This is a genomic window from Mesorhizobium sp. M2A.F.Ca.ET.046.03.2.1 (genome assembly GCF_003952425.1).
Lineage (GTDB): Bacteria > Pseudomonadota > Alphaproteobacteria > Rhizobiales > Rhizobiaceae > Mesorhizobium.
In genome coordinates this window covers 1,529,093-1,549,246 of the sequence record NZ_CP034449.1, presented here as the reverse complement: position 1 = coordinate 1,549,246, position 20,154 = coordinate 1,529,093, and the positions used below count along the sequence as shown (strand labels likewise).

Annotated in this window: 23 protein-coding genes and 2 tRNA genes; 9 read left to right on the top strand and 16 right to left on the bottom strand. The window is 61.2% G+C overall.

Annotated features, from left to right (window positions below; genetic code table 11):
* Positions 1-72: 72 nt before the first annotated feature.
* Positions 73-147: transfer RNA gene (locus EJ072_RS07390), tRNA-Thr, on the top strand.
* Positions 148-225: 78 nt separating this feature from the next.
* Positions 226-299, top strand: a tRNA-Cys gene (locus EJ072_RS07385).
* Between the two features lie 66 nt (positions 300-365).
* Here the strand turns inward: EJ072_RS07385 and EJ072_RS07380 are convergent.
* Together EJ072_RS07380 and EJ072_RS07375 are read right to left on the bottom strand one after the other, a co-directional pair.
* The gene (locus EJ072_RS07380) at positions 366-1,112 is read right to left on the bottom strand and encodes a GGDEF domain-containing protein (RefSeq protein ID WP_245467245.1); all 747 of its coding nucleotides are present in this window, start codon (positions 1,110-1,112) and stop codon (positions 366-368) included.
* A 264-nt stretch (positions 1,113-1,376) separates the two neighbouring features.
* Positions 1,377-2,087, bottom strand: coding sequence for a thermonuclease family protein (locus tag EJ072_RS07375; RefSeq protein ID WP_245467244.1), 711 nt, complete (start codon positions 2,085-2,087; stop codon positions 1,377-1,379).
* A gap of 204 nt (positions 2,088-2,291) precedes the next feature.
* Here EJ072_RS07375 and EJ072_RS07370 point away from each other — a divergent pair, with 204 nt between their 5' ends.
* Positions 2,292-2,828, top strand: coding sequence for a hypothetical protein (locus EJ072_RS07370; RefSeq protein ID WP_126079128.1), 537 nt, complete (start codon positions 2,292-2,294; stop codon positions 2,826-2,828).
* Between the two features lie 26 nt (positions 2,829-2,854).
* Here the strand turns inward: EJ072_RS07370 and EJ072_RS07365 are convergent, their stop codons facing one another.
* The 10 genes from EJ072_RS07365 to EJ072_RS07320 all read right to left on the bottom strand — a co-directional run bounded on the left by EJ072_RS07365 (position 2,855) and on the right by EJ072_RS07320 (position 10,942).
* Positions 2,855-3,406, bottom strand: a complete 552-nt coding sequence (locus EJ072_RS07365; RefSeq protein WP_126079127.1) for a hypothetical protein — start codon at positions 3,404-3,406, stop codon at positions 2,855-2,857.
* The gene (locus EJ072_RS07360) at positions 3,403-3,978 is read right to left on the bottom strand and encodes a L,D-transpeptidase (protein WP_126079126.1); all 576 of its coding nucleotides are present in this window, start codon (positions 3,976-3,978) and stop codon (positions 3,403-3,405) included. The genes EJ072_RS07365 and EJ072_RS07360 overlap by 4 nt, the downstream gene beginning before the upstream one ends.
* The gene (locus tag EJ072_RS07355; RefSeq protein ID WP_126079125.1) at positions 3,965-5,128 is read right to left on the bottom strand and encodes an AAA family ATPase; all 1,164 of its coding nucleotides are present in this window, start codon (positions 5,126-5,128) and stop codon (positions 3,965-3,967) included. The genes EJ072_RS07360 and EJ072_RS07355 overlap by 14 nt, the downstream gene beginning before the upstream one ends.
* Positions 5,125-5,712: a TadE/TadG family type IV pilus assembly protein gene (locus EJ072_RS07350; protein ID WP_245467243.1), complete on the bottom strand. Its 588-nt coding sequence runs from the start codon at positions 5,710-5,712 to the stop codon at positions 5,125-5,127. Before EJ072_RS07350 ends, EJ072_RS07355 begins: the two co-directional genes overlap by 4 nt.
* Before the next feature lie 41 nt (positions 5,713-5,753).
* A complete protein-coding gene (locus tag EJ072_RS07345) occupies positions 5,754-6,251 on the bottom strand; it encodes a TadE/TadG family type IV pilus assembly protein (protein ID WP_189343245.1) in 498 nt (165 codons plus the stop codon).
* A gap of 4 nt (positions 6,252-6,255) precedes the next feature.
* The gene (locus EJ072_RS07340; protein WP_189343244.1) at positions 6,256-7,758 is read right to left on the bottom strand and encodes a pilus assembly protein TadG-related protein; all 1,503 of its coding nucleotides are present in this window, start codon (positions 7,756-7,758) and stop codon (positions 6,256-6,258) included.
* Positions 7,759-7,817: 59 nt separating this feature from the next.
* On the bottom strand, positions 7,818-8,123 hold the full coding sequence (locus EJ072_RS07335) for a hypothetical protein (protein WP_126079121.1): 306 nt from the start codon (positions 8,121-8,123) through the stop codon (positions 7,818-7,820).
* A complete protein-coding gene (locus EJ072_RS07330; RefSeq protein ID WP_126079120.1) occupies positions 8,110-9,555 on the bottom strand; it encodes a type II and III secretion system protein family protein in 1,446 nt (481 codons plus the stop codon). Before EJ072_RS07330 ends, EJ072_RS07335 begins: the two co-directional genes overlap by 14 nt.
* Before the next feature lie 50 nt (positions 9,556-9,605).
* Positions 9,606-10,634 carry a Flp pilus assembly protein CpaB gene (gene cpaB, locus EJ072_RS07325; RefSeq protein ID WP_126079119.1) on the bottom strand — a complete coding sequence of 343 codons (1,029 nt, stop codon included), beginning with the start codon at positions 10,632-10,634 and terminating at the stop codon, positions 9,606-9,608.
* A 95-nt stretch (positions 10,635-10,729) separates the two neighbouring features.
* Positions 10,730-10,942 carry a Flp family type IVb pilin gene (locus EJ072_RS07320; RefSeq protein ID WP_126079118.1) on the bottom strand — a complete coding sequence of 71 codons (213 nt, stop codon included), beginning with the start codon at positions 10,940-10,942 and terminating at the stop codon, positions 10,730-10,732.
* A gap of 497 nt (positions 10,943-11,439) precedes the next feature.
* On the opposite strand from EJ072_RS07320, the gene EJ072_RS07315 reads away from it, so the two are divergent.
* From EJ072_RS07315 to EJ072_RS07290, 6 genes are read left to right on the top strand one after another with little or no spacing between them, the layout of a single operon-like run.
* Positions 11,440-12,825: a CpaF family protein gene (locus tag EJ072_RS07315; protein ID WP_126079117.1), complete on the top strand. Its 1,386-nt coding sequence runs from the start codon at positions 11,440-11,442 to the stop codon at positions 12,823-12,825.
* A complete protein-coding gene (locus tag EJ072_RS07310; protein WP_126079116.1) occupies positions 12,825-13,796 on the top strand; it encodes a type II secretion system F family protein in 972 nt (323 codons plus the stop codon). The genes EJ072_RS07315 and EJ072_RS07310 overlap by 1 nt, the downstream gene beginning before the upstream one ends.
* Before the next feature lie 8 nt (positions 13,797-13,804).
* Entirely contained in the window at positions 13,805-14,761 is a 957-nt protein-coding gene (locus EJ072_RS07305) for a type II secretion system F family protein (protein ID WP_189343243.1), read from the top strand.
* A 53-nt stretch (positions 14,762-14,814) separates the two neighbouring features.
* Positions 14,815-15,366 (top strand): tetratricopeptide repeat protein, encoded by a 552-nt coding sequence (locus EJ072_RS07300; RefSeq protein WP_189343242.1) that lies wholly within the window; start codon positions 14,815-14,817, stop codon positions 15,364-15,366.
* Complete coding sequence (locus EJ072_RS07295) at positions 15,363-15,908, top strand: prepilin peptidase (protein WP_126079115.1); 546 nt, start codon at positions 15,363-15,365, stop codon at positions 15,906-15,908. Before EJ072_RS07300 ends, EJ072_RS07295 begins: the two co-directional genes overlap by 4 nt.
* 24 nt (positions 15,909-15,932) lie before the next feature.
* Positions 15,933-17,003 carry a phosphatase PAP2 family protein gene (locus EJ072_RS07290; RefSeq protein ID WP_126079114.1) on the top strand — a complete coding sequence of 357 codons (1,071 nt, stop codon included), beginning with the start codon at positions 15,933-15,935 and terminating at the stop codon, positions 17,001-17,003.
* Positions 17,004-17,060: 57 nt separating this feature from the next.
* On the opposite strand, the gene EJ072_RS07285 is transcribed toward EJ072_RS07290, so the two are convergent.
* The 4 genes from EJ072_RS07285 to EJ072_RS07270 all read right to left on the bottom strand — a co-directional run bounded on the left by EJ072_RS07285 (position 17,061) and on the right by EJ072_RS07270 (position 20,074).
* On the bottom strand, positions 17,061-18,014 hold the full coding sequence (locus tag EJ072_RS07285) for a phosphatase PAP2 family protein (protein ID WP_189343241.1): 954 nt from the start codon (positions 18,012-18,014) through the stop codon (positions 17,061-17,063).
* On the bottom strand, positions 17,999-18,178 hold the full coding sequence (locus tag EJ072_RS07280) for a hypothetical protein (protein ID WP_126079112.1): 180 nt from the start codon (positions 18,176-18,178) through the stop codon (positions 17,999-18,001). The genes EJ072_RS07285 and EJ072_RS07280 overlap by 16 nt, the downstream gene beginning before the upstream one ends.
* 123 nt (positions 18,179-18,301) lie before the next feature.
* Complete coding sequence (locus EJ072_RS07275) at positions 18,302-19,672, bottom strand: ABC transporter substrate-binding protein (protein WP_348639279.1); 1,371 nt, start codon at positions 19,670-19,672, stop codon at positions 18,302-18,304.
* A gap of 33 nt (positions 19,673-19,705) precedes the next feature.
* Entirely contained in the window at positions 19,706-20,074 is a 369-nt protein-coding gene (locus EJ072_RS07270) for a hypothetical protein (protein ID WP_042640852.1), read from the bottom strand.
* Positions 20,075-20,154: the final 80 nt, after the last annotated feature.

The following is a 20,154-nucleotide window of genomic DNA, read 5'->3' as shown; positions in this document are numbered from 1 at the left end:
AGATCCGACGCTTTGGGTTTTTCTTGGCCTTGCGCTTGCCGGTTCGATATGGCAGAAGCGCCGCCATCGCAGGCTGCGGTAGCTCAGTGGTAGAGCACTCCCTTGGTAAGGGAGAGGTCGAGAGTTCAATCCTCTCTCGCAGCACCAGCCTTCCCTGTAATTGCCGCATCGGGCAGCGCCTGACGATGGTTCTGGCGCCAACCCATGGCAATGCCCCGCCTGCGAGGCCTCGTGGATGAATGGTTCACGCAGAGGACTGCAAATCCTTCAATCCCGGTTCGATTCGGGCGAGGCCTCCAGTTCCCGCGCACCCGCAGCCCAGCTGCGCTTACGGTGCGACCAAGAAGCAGACCGATCGCGCCGGTTCAGTTGGTGACGTGCGACAGCCGCAGGCCGGCTTCGTCGGGGGCCTCGGCCATGCCTTCCTCCGCGAAGCGGTACATGTCCTCGAAATCGAGCTCATGTTCGAAGACGACGCCCCCGACGCTGATCGCAAGCACGTCCTTGTCGCCTTTCGGCGCGAAATAGATTTCGCCGACCGCGCCGCGAATACGCTCGCCGATCTCCTTGGCGTCCTGGTCGCTCGCACCCGGCAGGAAGACGCCGAACATCGAGGTTCCGAGCCGGCCGATCAGATCGTCCTTGCGCACCGCGGATCGGATGGCCGATGCGATCAGGCGCAAGGCCTCGTCGCCCCATTCCAGACCGAAGCGCAGGTTGATCGACGCCAGATGTTCCGGATGGATGACGAGAAACGCGCCGGAGCGCGGACCGGCCGGTCTCGCCGCTCTCCTGTCGACCATCGATGTGAACACCTTGCCGTTCAGGCAGCCGGTCAGCTGGTCGTAAGTGCCGGATTTGGTGAGTTCCTGCCGGTAACGGCGGATCTCGATCTGTTGCCAGCCGGTGAGGGCAAACAGCGGCAGACCGATGACGATCGGCACGATGATGGCCGTGACTGCCCCACGGGCGAACGGCGTCAGGCTGTCGCTGAAAAGCATCAGGTAGTTCAGCGCCAGCGAAAGGGCGACGCAGCCGGCGGTGCCAAGCACGGCCAGCAAGATGAGGTGCTTCCACGTTTGAGCCGGCGCGGTCGGTGTTTTCGTGGTCAAGGGCCAATCTCCTGTTCGACGCATTGGCTTACAGGAGGTCCGTTGCAATTTCGGTTTCAGGGAAGCGTACAATTTGATGCAAAGTCGGCTTTTTTCTCCATGGGAAGCGCTGGATCCGGCCTGCGCATGCGACCGCAGCCCGCGGCTCGAGTGATGACCTGCCTGGCCGTTGGACCAGTTCTCGGTTTCTAGAATCGCCGAACCGCTCTGACCATTCTGCTTTCACGCAATTCCGCGACGGAAACCGGCTTTCCCGCGATTGCGCTATTGCGGTGGTCCGAAAATGCCCATCCTGGCTTCTCTCGCCACCGCTTCCGCCTTGCCGTAGATGCCGGTGGGAGCGGCCAGCGCCCAGCCATTGGAGACCAGCCAGGCGCCGACATCCTGCTTGCCGAGCGCGCAGGGCGCGGCGATCGCGAAGCGGTCGGCATCCGGTGGCAGCAGGCATTTCAGCGCCCGGCCGCGGAGCCAGGCGTTGAAGGCGGCCCGCGCCCGCTGGCCGCAGGGCCAGGCGGTGTTGTCGAACGTGCATGTCCTGCGGGGGTCCATGCCGATCGTGCCGCTGATGGCGACCATGCGTCCCATGGCCTCGAAGACCGCCGAGGAGGTCGCGACCGGACCGAAAAGCAGCGTCTCGCGCCAATCCCGCGGCATCGGCGTCTTCGGTCGCGGCGCGAGCCCGAGTTCGCCGAGCGGAGGGCGCGGCTCGATGCGCTCGATCCCTGACGGGTCGAGCGGCGGCGGCGCAATGAGATCCTCGGCGATCTTGCGTGCCGGCTCGCCCGGCCGCGTCTCTTGAACCGGGACCTGAGAGGCAGGCTTGAGGTCGCCGGCATCTTGGGCCGGCGTGACCGGCGGCGGGTCGGGCGGCAGCCAGCGCCTGCCCTCGGCGATCAGCAGTATGCCGGCGAGCAGCCCGAGACCACCGAGCATCGGCGCCAGCAGCGGGCGGCTGGGCGGTTTCGCCTGACTCACGCGCGGGCCTCCCTGGGATCGTGCCGACGGCCGCTGATGCTGCTCGAGCTCAACCCGTTAGCTCCTGTCGACACGGCGCCACCCCGACCATTGAGCCCTTCGCACATTAGACATGAGCGACATTCCTTGAAAAGCAAGGCGTTGCGTTAAGTCTCGCGCAACCAATGCGGCCTAGAATCGGCCATCGGATGTCGAGGGGATGACATGATGCGCAAGCCGATACTGCTTTTTGCCTTTCCGGCCCTGATGCTGTTTCTGCTAGCGGCGGAGCGGATGGCGGCGCTGCTTCTCGGCATTTATCCGGCGAGCCCCGCTGTGTGGCACGCCTGGCTCGAGCTGCGGCCGTTCTCGACCATGTTCTGGCAGCAGGCGCATGTCTATCTCGGCGGGTCGATGGCCGTCGACGCCGCTATCATTGTCTTTGCGGCAGGCGCTTGCTGGATGATTTGCCAGGCAAAGAGGTCGGCCGGCTTCTTCCTCGCCAATCATGCCGCGCTGATCTTCGCCGGGCTCATGATGGCGCAGAGCAGTCACGCGGAAACGGCGAGCACCGTTGCCGCGTTCGTTACACCCCATGGCCTCCAGTTCTCGGTTATGGTCGACCTAAGCTTGCAGAACTGCCTGGTGCTGTGCCTCGGTCTCGCGGCGTGCGCCTATTGCCACGTGGCATTCCTGCGCGAGGCGAAACTGCGCGCCGAGGCACGTTCGGTCCGCATGCTTGCGCTGCAGCGCGATCTGTAAGCGGCCGGCTCAGGCGGCCCGCGGGCTCAGTTGATCTTCTTGTAATAGACCTTGCCGTCGGGCTGCTGGATGCGCTGGTAGGACGGGTTGGGACCCGGGGGCGCGACCTTGCGCTTGAACGAGGGCTGCCCGTCGCCGGAGCTTTCATCGACCGCGGACGCATCCGCCACCGTTGTGTTGCCGAGCATGCTCGGCTCCGGAGCGCCGGGCGCCGGTTCGCTGGCCCCGACGGGCTGGCCTTGCTCCAGCCTGGCGACATTGCCGTTGATCTGGCCGAAATTCGCCTGCAACTGGCGGTCCAGCGTCTCGAACCGGCTCTGGAAACCGTTGTTGACGGTGTCGATGCGGGCGCCGATGCGCTGCTCGAACTGGCCGAGCTGATCCAGCCGCGCCTCGATCGCCTTGAGGTCGTTGACGCCGCGATAGAGATAGACCGCGGCCGTCACGTTGATGGCGGTGACAAGCAAAGCGCCGACGGCGATGACGCCGATCATCCTGGCCCGGCTGGGCTTTTCCGGAACCGCTTCCCGGTGACCGAGTTCGATTGCCGGAACGTCCGGCTCGCTGATCATCGTCATTCAACCACCACCTTTGCGCCCACCGCGACGCGTTTGAAGAGATCGATCACATCGGTGTTCGTGAGCCGGAAGCATCCGGACGTGCCGTCGAAACCGACGCCCTTGGGATCGTTGGTGCCATGGATGCGATAGAGCGTGTCGCGCCCGTCGCGCGAAAGATAAAGCGCCCTGGCGCCGAGCGGATTGTAGGGACCGGCCGGCACCATCGCCGGCAGTTCCGGCTGGCGCGCGCGCATTTCCTTGGGCGGGCGCCATTCCGGCCATTCGGTCTTGGAGGCGATTTTGACCGTTCCGGTCCAGCCGAAGCCGTCGCGGCCGACGCTGATCTGGTAGCGCAGCGCCTGGCCCTGGCCGGTCACCAAATAGAGCGCCTTTTCGTTCTTGCGGATGATGATGGTGCCCGGCTGCTCGCTGGTTTCAAAGGCGACCGCCTTGCGCAGGCTTGGGCCCATGGCGGGCAGCGGCGGCAGGCCCGATCCGGCTTGCGCCAGACCGCAGGCCGACAACAGCGTCAGCCCGGCGAGGCACGCGCTGGCCAAGTGTATCGCAGCGAAGCGCCTAGCGCTGAGCATTGTCCAGCCGCTCCTTGAACATGCGTTTCAAGTCCTTGTTGAAGCGCGCGCGTCCATCCACCTCGGAGGGCAGGATGGCGCGGTTCAGCGCGTCGGCCAGGAGCGCATTGTCCAGCGCCAGCGACTTGATATGCGGCGCCTTGAAGATCTTCTCCAGCTCGCTGCGCGAGAAGTGGTTGCCGAACCATTTGCGCTTGTGCTTGTTGGCGACCAGCGTGATGCTGACCTTGTTGCCGCGCAATTCGCGAATCTTCTTGTAGAGCCGCTTGCCTTGCCTCAGCGAAGCGACGTTGAGCTCGAAGACGATGAAGATCTCGTCGCTCGTGCGCAGCACGGAATCGTGCCACGGCGTCTCGATGTTGGGCAGGTCGATGACGATGTCGTCGAAGCGGTAGGCGACGAGGTCGAGCAGCCGGAAGACGAAATCGGAACCGTGCGGCTCGAACGGCAGCTGTGGCCGCTCGAAGGAATAGAGCGTGAGGCCCGAAGGCCGGGACAGTTTGATGACGTCCATGAGCTCGACATCGAGCCGGTCCGGCTGGCCGATGATGCCGGAGAGGTCGAACTGGTTGAACTGGTTGAGATAGGCGCCGCAATTGGCGCTCTGGAAGTCGAGGTCGACGAGGCAGGTCGCGGCCGCCCGCTCGGCCGACTTCGAGGCCAAGTGCTCCGCCGCCGAGATCGCCAGCGTGGTGGCGCCGGCGCCGCCGCTCGCGGCAATGAAGGTGATGATGCGGCTCTTGGTGCCCTGGTTGCCGGTGTCGTGGAAGGTGACGGCGTTGAGCAGCTCCTTGGCGTCGAGCGGCTTGTGCAGCCAGTCGGACGCGTTCATGCGCACCAGCACGCGCGTCTGCTCGGAGGTGAGTTCGTCCGATATCGCGATCAGCGGCACCGACGCCCAGGCCGCGCGCGCCTCGACGATCGCCGGATTGCCGAGCAGCGCGCCATTGCCGAGATCGAGGATGATGATGCCTGGACGGCTGTCGACAGGCGGCCCCTTAAGGAACTCCGCCGCGTCCGAGACCTTGACGTCATAGATCGCCAGCGCGTCGAGCCGCGTGGTGACGTCGCGCTTGAAATTCGCATCGGCGGAAAACAGCGCCACCTGCTTGCGCTTGGTCGGGAGAACTCTGGTGTCGATAGCGTTCATGGGTAGGTGCTCTTTAGATCCTCGCCCGTGACCGTGCTCAGCATGGAGGGCATGGTGATGTTGTCGAACCCGAGCAATCCGCCCAGGAAGAAGAACTGGAATTGATGATTTACGATGCTGACCGTGATGGTCGGTACCGGCCCGTTGGGACGTGTCCAATAGCCCAGGCCGGACGCCTGATATTGTATCCGAACCTGGGACTTCGTCAGCGTGGGCAGGAAGGTGTGCATTCCCGACCGGGTGCCGCTGCCCGTGTAAATGAAGTCAAAAACAGCTTGGCTCGCTGTGAGATTCTGGCATGTTGCGCCGGTGCCGCAGGTGCATGAGGCGGTTCCCGCGGCATTGGCCGTGCAGATGTAATTATATGTGTTGGCCGGAACCGCCTTGCCCACGTCCAGCGAGTCGCTTGGCGTTTTTGCCTCGAGGGAAAGCCCACTGGCGACCGGACTGGAGATTTGCGCCAGCCTCGCTCCTGCCTGCACTGCCTTGTCGGCGGCGTTCCATTGATAAAAGGCATAGCCGAAATCGACGAAGCCGAGCAGAAGGGTCAGCAGCAGCGGCATGGCGATGGCCGCCTCGACCATCGCTGCGCCGGACTCGCTTGCCCAAAATCTGCGTGGCAGCCTTACCATCCGAAGACGCGCTCTTGATGGAAGACCGACAGGGTCACGTCACCAAATCCAAGATAGGACCAGAATCCCAGATCCGGATATGGATACGATGTGCTGACCTGCACCACATCGACGTTGCTCGTCGGACTGAGATAGAGTTCGGTTCCGGTCCCGGCCTCGATCGCCGGAGTGGACAATGACTTGCTGATTGTGACCTCGCCCGTGGTCCATCCTGTGACCCTTGCGCTGCCGCCGGTTATGGCTCCGTTCACCGCAAGGTTTTTCGCATAACCCGAGCAAGTGTCCCAATCACTGCTGCAGCGCGCCATGTAGCGGGCAGCATCCCGAACACCGGCGTCGAGGAGCATCCGTGTGTTCAGCATGTTCGAGAATTCGTACACGCCGGCCGACAGCAGCACCACGAATGGCGTAACGATCGCCATCTCCACCAGGACTGCGCCATCGTCCTCGCTCCTGAAGCGCTTGATGAGGTGGTTGAGTTTGGCCAGCATGGTGCTACCGATAGAGCTGCGCTTCGTTGCGGAAGGCCTTGTCGACCAAGGTGTTATTCGCAAAGGCACCATCAACGTCGACGATCTCGATGCTGATAGGCTTCTCGCCCGCCGATGGATCTTCGGGGTCCTTGGTGTTGTCCGATTTCTGAACCGGTGTGTTGACGAACACACTGACGTAGCCGTCCGGCTTTAGCTGGATATGGCCGTTGATCTTGGCTTGGTTGGCTATGCAGTTGACGATTGCCATGTTGAGCAAACGGCGGTCGGGATCAGGAGTGGGCGCGGTTCCCTTGAAGCAGGATGGGTTGCCGGTTTCCTTCGTGGGCGCCATCGACTTGTCGCCGACAAGGTTGTTGGCGATCTCGTATTTGTAGACGTCAAATCGAGATGCCGGAGCGGTCTTGGAACCGGTCGGATTGGTGGCGCTGGGCACATTCGGGTAAGTCGTTCCGTGGTTGACCGACCAGTAGGTGCTCCAGAAGCTTTGGGCTGTGATCTTGTCCGACATGCCCTTGGAATCGTCGTAATTCGTTCCCGGAGGAAGAGGCAGCGCGGTGCCATCGGTCACTGGATCATACTTGCTGCAGCCGGTCTTCTGGCCTTTGCGGACATTACTCGCGGGCCGGTAGTTCCAGTCCTTGTTGTTCTTGGCGAGCGAACCGCTGTAGAGGTCGAAACGAGTGTTCAGCCCGGTGTTCACCTGCCCGAGGGTGACACCGGTCTTCGTAGTCAGAGCATCCCGGCTATAGCAGGTGCCGGCGGTGCCCATGGCGATGGCATCCCGCAATGACGACAGGTTGTTGTCGATCAAGCCAAAATTGCCCGGTCCCGGGTTCGAATCCACCTTCAGAATGCGGAATTCGCGGCCATACGTATCGCCAGAAGCAAAGGCCTGCTGAATTGTCTTGCTGGTGCCCGGCGTGGCCGTTTCGAACGGGTTGCACATGAAAAGCGGCACGGTTTCGCAGATCGATTGCTTGAAGCCGGCGACCGCCTGGGGCTGGATACCCATCGTGTTGCTGCCGCCATTGAAGCTGGCGGGGAAAATGGTCTCGAAGTCCCCGGCGCCTCCAGAATTAAGGGTTACAACAACAAGGCTGACCGCCGTGGGATCAGTACTTGCCCAGTTGACGCCGTCTGCATCAACACCATTTGCGCCGAGTCTCGTGCTGTCGCTGGCTGGTATTCCGGTCAGAAAGGTCACATCAATATCGGCACGGGCTATTTGATGGTCGCCAGCCGTCGAAAAAAGTGTGTGATTGGCGATGAGGTTATCGATCGCTCTGTTGGCGCGGGTAATGCTGTCCGACCTGCCATCGAGCTCCGCCGCGCCGGCAAGCGCCAGCGCGTCGACGCCCTTCTGCAGATCGCTGTGCAGCCCGTTGGCGCGGCTCATGTCGATCGCCAGCAATGCAAAGCCGACCAGAACCGGCAGCATAATGGAAACCAAGATCATCGCTATGCCGCGCTGATCGTTCCAGAATTCACGAATGGTCCCCAACATGACCCTACTCTCCATTCGTGTCGGGTGTCCTCGCGCGCCCGACGCGCCGCATCCTTCCGCTACTTCGCTGCGTTGGTTTCGCTCGACTGTCCGACATTGACTGTCATGTTCGTTGCCGACGCTGCCGATCCGCTCGGTGGAAGCTTGTATTTCTGAACGACCCCGACGGAACGTGCGCCATCGCCCTCGATCTTCGTGTTGTTGGAAGCCGGGTTATACGGATCGACCGTCTGCAGCAGCTGATTGGCTTTCTGCGAGTCGCCGGAAGCCAGTGTCATCGTGTCGTAATTGTGCAGATAGTCGGCCGCGCAGCCCGCGAGCAGACCGGTGCCGAGAAGGACGAGCAGGAGCTTACTTTTTGACATAGAGCAGCTTGTCCTTCGATTTCACATCCAGCATGTGGCCATAGGGCCCGGTGACGCCGTCGCCATGCTCGTACATGCGGATCATGTCCTTGCTGACTTCCAGTTGGCCGAGCAGCATGAGTTCCGGATCGTTGGCGGGCTTGGTCTTGTCGAAAGGCGTCGCCAGTTGCTCGCCGGGTTTCACCGGCCGCACGAGATGTGGCGTCACAATGACGACGAGCTCTGTCTCTTCCTTCTGCGTGCTCGAATTGCGGAACAACACGCCGACGATCGGCACCTGGCCAAGCCATGGCACCTGGTCTTGCTGTATTGTGTTCTTGCTCGAAAGCAGGCCACCCACGGCGAAGCTCTGGCCGTCACGCAGGTCGACGACGGTCGAAAGCTTGCGGTTGGTGAAGATCGGATCGCCGGCGGCGGTGAAGCCGGTCAGGTCGCTGACTTCTGGTGCCAGCTTCATGTGAATCTTGCCGTCGTCCAATACCACCGGCGTGAAGTTCAGATTGACGCCGAACTGCTTGAACACAATCTCGACTTCGCCTTGCGCGTTGACACTGCGCACGGGCACTTCACCGCCGGCATTGAAGCTGGCCGTCTCGCCGGAAACCGTGGTGAGATTCGGTTCGGCAAGAGTTCGCACGACACCCTTTGCCTCCAACGCCTCGATGATCAGATCAACCTTTAGGTTGTTGTCGATTACCCTCGTTATCAGCGCTGCAAATGGGCTGGTGTTCGATAGAAGGCCGGAGAGGATATCTCCCGGGCCGAGCACCTTATTGTCCTCATCGACTGCCGCATCGCCGGTACCGGTTCGAGTCGTGCCGCGGCTATTCGTGCTTCTGATCGACACCCCGAGATCGCGGCCGGCATTTCGCTTCGCCTCAAGGATGCGCACCGAAAGATTGACCTGCTCGCTGTCATCGATCGTAACCGAATTGATGATCGCGTCGGGACCATATTGCTGGGTGACCTCGACGATGGATGCCAACGTCGCCGCGTCCTTGACGTGGCCGGAAAGCCTGACCTTGCCGTTGATGGAGCCGATCTCGATGCGTGCTTTCGGCGCTACCTGGCGAATGGCGACCGCCATGTCGCTGACATCCTGGCCGACCTCGATCTGAATGGCGCCAAGCGAGCGCTTGTCCTCGGAAAACAGATTGACCGTGGTGGTGCCGACACTCTTGCCGATGATGTAGAGCGTCTTGTCGGTCATCGGCTGCGCGTCGGCGATCTTCTCGTCGCCGACGACGATGTCGCCCAAAGTGGCGTTCACCTGGATCGTGGCCGATTGGGAGATCGGTACGAAGACGCGGTGCAGCGACGGGCTCGACACGTCGATGAAGCGGTCGGCAGCCCTGGCCGAATGGCCAAGCATCGCCGGTGCAACCACGAAGGATAGCGCGACCGCCACTATCCTGAGCCAAAACCCCTGCATTCCCCGTCTCCCCGTTTGCTGCCCTTGGCAGCCCGCCGCGCCGACCTTCGTCAGTCTTGTCGCGGCACCTCGTATGTTTCCAGCTTGATGCCCCGGAACACGCCGACCGTCGCTTGCTTCGGCGGCTCCGGCTGGACGTATTTGATCACTTCTTTCACTTGCGGCTGCGCCTGAGGTGCGGCGGCCACGACCGTGACCGGCTTTGCCTTGCTCATCTGATCGATCTGGCTGCCGACTCGTTCCACCGCCTTGGCCAGGCCATCGATCTTCTCGTCGGCCTGCTTGCGCGCCGCTTCTTCGGCGGCCTGCCTGTCAAGCTCGGCCTGGCGCTTGGCGACATCCTCCGGCGTGTCGCCGGTCAAGTCCGCAAGTGTCACCCTCTCATTAACCTCGCCCCTGCTGCCGGCAGCCTGGCGCAACGCCAGTGACAACTGCCCCGCGCCCGCCGCGAGCGTCAGCTTCTGGGCGTCCTTGGTGCTGACTTCGACCGTGACGGCCTTTACGACCTGCGGGTTGTCCTTGCTTTCATCGGCGACCTGGTCGACGGCAAGCACTTTCACGCTTTGCAGCAGAACATCGACGAAGCTTTTGTCGGCGCCATCTTCGCCGCGTGTGGTGCGGGTCAGCAATACGTCGACCCTGTCGCCCGGAAAAACAAAGCCCGCGACACCGAGCACGTCGTTGACGCGGATGGAGACCGCCTTCATGCCCTCGCTAAGCACCGCCGACAATGTAGCACGCTGGCCCGGGCCGGTGATCTTGGTCGCAAGAATAGGTTCATTGGCGCTGATCGCTTGGAGCGCTTGGCGCGCGCCGCTGCCGGCCATCGCCTCTTTGACGGTCTTGAACGAGCCCGCCGGAACCGCCCCCGCCGGCCAAGGAATTTCGCGCAGCTTGTCCGCGCTGAGCGCGTCGCCGAATTTCAGCGGCATGGCCGCGACCACGACGCTGCTTGCTTGCACGCCGTTCGATTGGGCCAGTGCGTTGCGCTGGCCGGCCAGCCAAATGTTGACGAGGACAACCGCCAGCACACCGAATATGCCGGCGAGAACGATCATGATGAGTGTGTTGGCGCGCATAACCCAAGCCCCGAGCCAATAATGCGGGATTCGCCCCGCCATCACTTAAGTTCAGGCCCGGATTGCATAGCCCGGGCCTGATGTTGATCAAGCGATCAAGAACCGGCGCCGCTAGCGCAGGAGCCGACGCCCGAGTTATCCATGGCGGTGCACAGTTGGGTGAAGCGACCCGTGACCCAACCGCCGATGCCGATGATGATTCCGATCGCCGCGACCGCGATGATGCCGATCAGGATCGAATATTCGACCATAGCAGCGCCGTTTTCATCGTCGCGGAACTGCCGGGTCATCGTCATGAGCTTTTTCATGCCAATTTCTCCCTTTGGAGGTTTGAACCCGACGAGACAGAGCAAAGGAATGAACCCCAAACCCAAGCATCCCCCGTCACGTTCAATCCTAGGTCGCACGAAAAAGCCGAGTCAAACGGATTAACAGTTCCTTAACCCTCCAATACTCGATTTGAGACTTTCCCAATTTCGACAACAGCTTGATTCGGCTCGTTTTTCAAGTCATCTTAACCATTCATTCACAATTATGCCACGCCCGTGGCCAGTGGCTGCCACATTAGAAGCACGACATATCCGTTTATATTAAGTGGGTTAGCAGGGCGACTCCGCGGGAGTCGTCAAAGGTCTTAGGACTTTGGTCCATGTTCGCGAAGCAAACGAAAAATAGAACGATTTATCAGACTTTGATTTCTTAACTATGTCGCAAGTAATACCTTTAGTGTGTCCTCCAAGCCGCTTGTGCCCCCCGTGGTTAACGCTTAGTTTCGCGCTGGGGAAAATATAAGGGGGTAAGCGGCATGCTGGGTCGCTTCATCAAAGGGCCGAACGAACACAACACGTCGTTGGCGCCGATCATCGCCGCCGCGCCGAATGGAGCGGCCACGGCTCCCGCAGCCGAAGCGGAGCCGCAGGGCGCTGATTTCCTGACCCTCAAGGTCGAGCTGCATCGCCATCTTATCGACCGCTTTAATCTGACCGCGCTGGAAAATGCGTCGAAGGACGAGATCCTGAATGAGATCCGGCCGATCGTGCGCGAGTTCGTCCGCGGCCGCAACGTGCCCTTGAATGCCCGGGAGCTCGATCAGCTGACCAGCGACACGGCCGATGAGATGCTGGGCCTTGGTCCCATCGAGCCGCTGCTGAAGGACGACTCGATCACCGACATCATGATCAACACGCATGAGCGCGTCTTCATCGAACGCCGCGGCATCATCGAGGAAACCTCCATCCGTTTCCGTGACGAGGCGCATCTGCTGCGCATCATCAACAAGATCGTCTCGGCCATCGGCCGCCGCGTCGACGAATCAGCGCCGATGGCGGATGCGCGCCTGGCGGACGGCTCGCGCGTCAACATCGCCGTGCGGCCGGTCTCTGTCGACGGCCCGCTGGTCTCGATCCGCAAATTTTCGAAGAACCCTTACTCGCTGGAACGCCTGATGGCATTCAATTCGATCCGCCAGCCGATGATCGACATGCTCAAGATCGCGGTGCAGGCGCGCAAGTCGATCCTGGTTTCGGGCGGCACCGGCAGCGGCAAGACGACGCTTCTCAACGCGCTGTCCAGCCATATCCCGGCCAAGGAACGCCTGGTCACCATTGAGGACGCGGCGGAATTGCAGCTGCAGCAGCCGCATGTCGGCCGGCTGGAAACGCGCCCGCCCAATGTTGAGGGCAAGGGCGAGATCCGCCAGCGCGAGCTGGTGAAGAATGCGCTGCGCATGCGCCCCGACCGCATCATCGTCGGCGAGGTGCGCGGCGAGGAAGCCTTCGACATGCTGCAGGCCATGAACACCGGCCATGAAGGCTCGATGACCACAATCCATGCCAACACCCCGCGTGATGCCATCTCGCGCCTGGAGCAGATGGTTGGCATGGCCGGCATGCCGATGACCCACGAATCCATCCGGGCTCAGATCGCTTCCGCCATCGACATCATCGTGCAGACGCAACGCCTTTCCGATGGTGGGCGGCGCGTGATCTCGATTTCAGAGATCACCGGCATGGAGGGGAATGTCGTCCAATTGCAGGAAATCTATCATTTCGTCAGGCGTGACGTGACCGCCGACGGATCGATCATTGGTGATTTCCGTGCGACCGGCGTGCGTCCACGCTTCGCGTCGGAGGCCGCGACGCTTGGTCTCCACTTTGCCAAGGACGCCTTTAACCCGCAGGTGGCGCTGTAATGCTCACAGGACAGGCGCTACTCTATTTTATCTACGCCGTTGCAGCGGCGTCTGTCATTCTGGCCGGTGAAGCTTTCTATCTTTCACTGACCAGTCGGCGCTCACGTTTCGCCGCGGTCAATTACAGGCTACGTCGCCTGGCTGACGAAGCGCCGGCGGAAAAGACGTTGAAGAGCTTGCTGCGTGAACGCGGCCTGACCGAGTCCGGAGACTTTGTCTTCGGTTTCGTTTGGTTGAACCGGCTCTATACGCAATCCGGCATCACCGGGAACCCGCTGATTTTCGCGGCGGTATTCCTGCTCGCCGGGTTGGCGATTGCGCTGACGCTGACACTGCTTTTCGGCTTTTCGGTTGTCGCGGCTCTGATCGCGTTTTTGATCGTGGGTCTTGCTCTGCCCCTTGTTGTCCTTCGGCGCGCGCGCAACAAGCGAATCGAAAAGTTCGCCAAGCAGCTCCCCGATGCCCTGGACATGATCGTTCGTTCGCTGCGCGCAGGGCACCCCGCCTCCGTTGCCATAGGTCTCGTCGCCCGCGAAATGGCTGACCCGCTCGGGACGGAATTTGGCATAGTTGCCGACGAAATCACTTTCGGGCTCAGCATGGAGCAGGCTGTAAAAAAGCTGTCGGAACGAGTGGGTTTCGAAGGATTGCATTTGCTGACGGTTTCTCTTTCGATCCAGTCGAAAACCGGCGGCAATCTCACCGAAATTCTCGCCAATCTTTCATCCGTCCTTCGTGAGCGGCAGAAATTGCGGCTGAAGATCAGAGCGCTCTCAGCCGAAGGGCGAGTTTCCGCATGGATAATCTCGTTTTTCCCGGTTGCAATGTTTCTGATACTGCAGGTCATTGCGCCCTCTTTCTATGGAAAGGTCTGGCACAGTCCGGCTATCGTCCCGATATTCACCGTCTTCGGTTTTTGGGCGTTGCTTGGTGATTACATTATGTATCGGATGGTCAACTTCGATTTTTAGGGGTGGCCATGAGCCTGCTTTCGAACATTAACGATCTGACCTTTCTGGTCTCCCTTGCCGTCTTCGCGGCGGCGGTGGCTTTGTTCCTGTTCGCGGCGCTGGTCCTCATGCCTGCAATGCAGACTCGTAAGCTTGTTTCGGACAGCCTTTTGGGTGAGCGCTCAGTCGACCCGCGATCCATACTGGCCCGGGACGAGCGCGCCAGGCTTGCGGCGCAGAAACCGATCGAGGCCTATTTCAAAGCTGTCGAAAAGGAACACAGGCAGCCGGATGCGCTTGAGGCAAAACTGTTCCGCGCCGGCTTCTATCAGAAGAGTGCGCCTTTAATTTACACGCTCAGTCGTCTCGCTGCTGTCGCCACAGGTTTTCTGGTGATGTACGCGCTTCTATCGAACGTCTTACCATCGAAATTGCCCGGCTTCTTCACTTTCGCCGGCGCTGGCCTGATTGGTCTCGGCTGTATCGTCATCCCGAGCATCATGCTCGACCGGTTCGAGAATACGCAAAAGAAAATCTATCGTCGCGCCTTTCCGGATTTCATGGATATGATGATCACCTGCGCCGACGCGGGCATGAGCCTCGAGGCGGCGGTCGAGCGGGTCAGCCACGAACTGGCCGGTACCCATAAGTGGCTTGGCATCCAGCTCTCGATCATGAATCTGCAATTGCGCGCCGGCAAGCCGCTGCGTGAGGCGCTACGCGAGCTTGCCGATCGCATCGGCCTGGATGAGGCAAAGGCCTTGGCGGTGCTGTTCCGGCAATCGGAAGAACTGGGCACCAGCCTGACCGATGCTTTGCGCGTCTACAGCGCCGAGATGCGCGACCAGCGCGTTCTTCAGGCCGAGGAGCGTGCCAATTCCTTGCCGGTCAAAATGATGATTCCGCTGGGGCTTTGCATTTTCCCTGTGGTGATGATGGTGATCATGCTACCGGTCATCATTCGCATGAGGGGCATTTTCTTCTGAACCGTCATATGATTAGGTTCTAAATTGAGTCGGAGGGCTTCTTGGGGCACAAGATGACAAAGCCGATGCGCCTAGCCGCCGCAGCCGGTGTGCTGCTGGTCATGCTTGCTGGTTGTCAGTCGACCGACACCACGGGCGGGGTCGTGCGCACCAACGAACCCGCCAAGGGCGACTACACAGCTTTTGGCGATACCTTCGACGGCCTGAAGACCATCAGCGATGTCGACTACTACGCCTCCGATCAGGCCATCACCGAGGCCAAGACCCAGTTCCGCTCCGAAAACTACGGCAATGCTGGTGCGCTGTTCTACAAGGCGACCCGGCTGGCGCCGAATGACGGCGTTGCCTGGCTGGGCCTTGCCGCCTCCTGTGATCGCATCCGCCGCTTCGATCTCTCCGATTTGGCCTATAGCCGAGCCTTCAAGCTGCTCGGCGCGACGCCGGAATACTACAACAATCTCGGCTACTCCTATCTGCTGCGCGGCAAGCTGCAGGAGGCGCGAACGAATTTCCTCAAGGCCTACGAGCTCGCGCCCAACGATCCGACCGTGGCCAACAATCTGAAGCTTCTGTCGTCAAGCGTGCGGAACATCGAGCGGTCATGAGCCTTTTGCTCGCCGCGTCGCTGTTGCTCAGGGCGCTGGCCATCCCGCTCCTCGGCAGGATCGCCTGGACCGATTTCACGACGCAGAAGATTGCCAACCGTGACGTGCTGCTGCTGATATGCCTCGGTCTCGGCTCACTCCAGCTCGTGTCCGTGCAGAGCGGATCATGGTGGGACATGGGCCTGAGCGCGATCGGCTGCGTGCTGCTGTTCGTGGCGCTGTTTCCATTCTGGGTCCTGCGCAAGCTCGGCGCCGGCGACGTGAAGCTGATGGCGGCGGTGCCGCTTCTGATTGGCGGAAACGGCCTTGTCGTGTTCACGATTTTCCTGCTGGTCTTCGCGCTGGCAACCGCGGCATTGGTCAAGAACCCCTTTCTCCTGCCGGCGGGCGCGTTCCGTCTCTATGTCCAGCACATGGACAGGAAAGGCGTCGTGCCGTTCGGCGTGCCGATCTCGGCCGCCGCGATCTGCGCGATCCTGTTCCAGGTCTATGGCGGTGTGATGCTGGCCAGCAGCTCGGGAGAACTGCAGCAGCTTAACTAGCGTTTAGGTCCGCGGGGTCCTTCCATGTCAATAGCGAGGCTGGCGGCTCGCAGCAGTTCGGCGGTGTGGCGCGCCAATCAATTCTTCTTCTTGACGGTAATTACCTATATCCTTGTCGCGCTTATCGCTGCGGTGCATTGGAAAATTGCCATCGATGTAAAATTATACAACAAAAATTTCCTGTTTTTTGGGTCCGTAGTAACTCTCATTCTTGTTGTCATGGTTTCCGGTCGGTTGCTCATTGAGCGGCCAGCGGAGCCGTTGCGCGCCATAAGGAATCTTATGATTTCCAACAGGCTGGCGGACCGAATTATAGTCGGATTGCCGGTTGCGCTCGTCTTCCCGATCTTTTTCTCGGTGTTCACCAGCATCAAGGGAGGCATCGGCAAGATCCAGCCATTCTATGCCGACCCGGGCCTGACCGCGGTCGACAGGGCAATTCATGGCGGGATCGAAGCCTGGAGGTTTTTTCATCCTATCCTCGGCTTTGGCCCCGTCACCTTTTCACTGAACGTTCTTTACAATCTCTGGTTCGCAGAGGTTTTCATCGTTCTGTTTTGCGTCGTTTTTTCCACCGGGAACGAGCGGCTGCGTTCCCAGTTTTTGGTCACGTTCATCCTGAGTTGGGTGCTGCTCGGCAATGTCTTGGCGGCGGCCTTCGCATCGGTTGGACCGGCATTCGTTTCGCCATTTTACAGCGACAGCACGTTTTCTCCCCTGATGGACTACCTTCGGACGACTAATATTACCTACCCTGTCTTGGCGTTGGACACCCAGAATTACCTGTTGGCCGACGCCAGCCTTGATGGCCCTCGCTTGGGTAGCGGCATTTCGGCCTTTCCATCTGTGCATGTGGCGGTGGCTACCCTCAACGCAATTTACTTGTGGCGCTTTGGTCGAGTGCTGCGGTGGGTTGGCCTGATCTTCTTGCTCTGCATTCAATTGGGTTCAGTGCATTTGGCCTGGCACTACGCCGTCGATGGGTACGCGTCTATGCTATTGACGCTAGCCATCTGGATCTTCGTCCGATGGCTTCAAAGGGCGTTAAGCCTGTCTGCCGACAAATATGTGAGATCCGGTGCCGATTTCGGCTGACCCTGCCTTCAAGCCGCTTATGTCGACGGCATAGCGCCATCCCCGATGCGCTGCCCGCTATAGCGCCATATCAGAACGGTCGCGATGATCGAGAAATAACCTGGCATAGTGCCAGCCGAAATAGACCGACCCGAAGAGGATCACGCCGGCATAGGTCCACGCTAAAGCGCCGACCCGTCGATTGAGGCTTGAAAGGAAAAGGGCGTTCAGCACGGCAATAGCCACGTGGAAGCTGGGCATCGCCGAAATGCCTGTCCCTATCGAGGCTCTGTGGGTCGTATACGACGCATACAGGTGATCGGTGATCAGCAGGGTGTCCGGTCCGGAATCGCTTGCCTTGAGCGATCGGATAAGGTCCTCGAATCTGTCTGGATCGAACAGCCGATCATAGAAGATCGGTCCTGCCGATGAAGCGGCCAGTCTCACGATCACACCCAGAACGACTGCGGTGGTGATAAGCGACAGGAAATAGCGCTGGCGCTTCGATGCATCGTCCAGCCAGGCCGCCACGACGACGACGGTGGCAAGCACGACGAACCAAAGCTGCGAATACAGAATGTAGAGCGCTCGATCCGCGATGCCTGGAACCGGCAGGGCGCGCGCCCATCTCCACGGATCGCCGAAATGCAGGTCAGCGTCGATCCTTGCCAGGAATTGATCGGCGAAGAACGGCACCATCTGCGAGAATTCATGCTTATAGGCAGTGAATGCAGCCAGACAAAGTATGAAGACCCCAAGCGTTGATGCCGCTCCGACGCCTCGCGATGCGAGTTTGTGCAGCAGCCAGCTTGCCGGGGCCCGTGGTTGGCTGACGACTGCTGCGACGATCAGCCCGATCAGGATCAGAAAGGGCAGCAACAGATAAAGCAGCAGGAGCCTGAAGGTGCCCAGCGCGGCGAAATAGGTATCGGGGTACAGATAGGCCGCAAGCCCGGCATAGCACAGGCAAGCAACCGCGAGCTTTGCGGAGACCGAGAACCTTGATTGTTCGGCAGCTATGTCAGGCGCCATTTCCATTGCCGCACCGGCTTTTTCTTGATGACGGGCAAAGGCGGCGGCTCGCCCGAAACGGCTGGTTTGGGCGAGTCGAATATGAAGCGTTCGGTGAGGGCCACCGCGCCAGCCGCCACCGCGCCCACAACAGCCAAAATGAGAAGCGTTCGAAGAAAACCCAACGAGACCCCCAGAGCCCGATTTTAGAGCGATTCAGCGTTTGATGGAATCGCCAACCCGCTCTAGCTCTTTGTTTTTAAGCAATCCGGACAGCAAACCGCTGCGCACTTTTCCTGGAATTGCTCTCAAAACCCCGACGTCTGCTTCTCTACCAGCTTCAGCTGGCCCTTCTCCAACTTGAAAAACGGCATAGACCTTTGGCTTGAGCCGTCGCTGCGGAAGCGGAACAGGCCGGTCGAGCCGCGGAAGCCGATCGCGTTTTCCAGCACCTGCTTGCTGAAGCCGTCGGGGCCGGCGGAGCTCGCTATGCCCGCGCTCAGCGCCACCATGTCGTAGGCATAGGCCACGTTGACGTCTGGCTGGTAGTTGTAGGTCGCCTTGAAGCGGTCGGCGATCGGCCCGGTCTCGCTCTGGTCGAGCGTGGCGATATAGGCGCCCTCATAGAGCGGATCCATCGGGCGCTCGAGCCAGCGGTCGGTGCCGATCAGCGTCACCGTCTTGCCGGGAATGCCCTTGGCCTTCAGCGCCGCAAGCACGGCGGCCGGGCTGCCGTCGCCGCAGGCGACGACCACGGCATCCGGCGCCTCAACCAGCGAGCCCATGTCGGACACCACCTTGGCGCCGCCATCCGTCGGCGAATAGGGCAGCGTCACCGCAAGCGTGGCGCCATAGATGCTGAGCGCGTTGGCCACCCGGGATTCGACGGCGCTTGAATTCGCGCCCGCCGGCACCATCAGCACGAATTTCCTGGCGCCCTTGCCGGCGATTGCCGCCGCGCCGGCCGCGGCACTATCGGCTTCGCTGAGCCGCACGGAATAGACGCCGGGGCCGCCGGCGAAATTGTCGGCCAGCGCCAGCACCGGCGGCCGCTTGGAGCCGGAGAGCTTGGCAAGGTGCTGCGCGGCCGCAAGCTCGGAGGGGCCGAGGACGACCTTGGCCGTGCCCGAGGTGATCGCCTTCACCGCGAGGTCCTTGGCGTAGCCGCTGTCGCCGCGCGTATCCTGGATCGTCAGCGTCAAAAGCTTGTCGCCGAGATCGGCCATTGCGAGCCGCGCGCCGTCATACATCTTCCGGCCGTTCTCGCCGGTGCTTTCGGGCGCCGAAAGCGGCAGCAGCATGGTCACCTTGGTCGGCCCCGTGCCGAGCGTCAGGTTGGCCTTCGCTGCCACGGCCGAGGTCGGGCCGCTCGACGTCGCGCTGGTCGCGGTTCCGGCGCCCTGTGCCGCGGCGGCCGGGTTGCCAGGGGCCGCGCTGCTTGCCTGCTGCGCCGCGGCGGCGCCCGCCCGGCCAGCCGGCGCCGCGATCGCCGACGGATCGAGCACGTCCGACGCGCCGCTCTTGGACTGGCATCCAGACGCTGCCGCCGAGACTGCAAGGGCGAGCGCCATGGCCCGCCAACGCTCGCGTCGGAGATCAGTTGGCGGCGTCCTGCCGGCATGCGCGGCAGCCGGCCGCGCGGTCGCCGAGGCGTCCGCCCGGGCTTGCATCGTCATCATTGCAAACGGTCGGCGCGGCGCACGCCCGTCAGCTCAGTGCATGTACTCGACCATGCGGTCGTGGAAGCACTCGCATTTGTTGAGCGTGTCTTCGTCCTTGTAGTTCGTCTTGAGGTAGCCATAGGCCATGCCGCAGGCGACCTTGGCTTCCGACGCCCAGACGAAGGCGGGACGCGACGAGTTGATCCATTCCGGGCTGTTGGCGACGGCGACCGATTCGTCCATCAGCTTCACCACATGGTCCTTGAGCTCGACCATGTTGTCGGTCAGCACCAGGTCCGATGTGCCGACGGTGCGGCAATAATTCACCGCCGGCTCGCCGATGATGTCGGCGGCGAAGCCCGTCGACCCGGCCAAAAACAGCGCCGCGGCCGAGGCCAGCAATCGTGCGGAATGTCTCATGTAAGCCCCTCTTCGAATTGCGAATTCACGTTTCGCTAATGTCTAGCATGGAAGCGTGGCTTTGCGCCACGCCCCCGAGC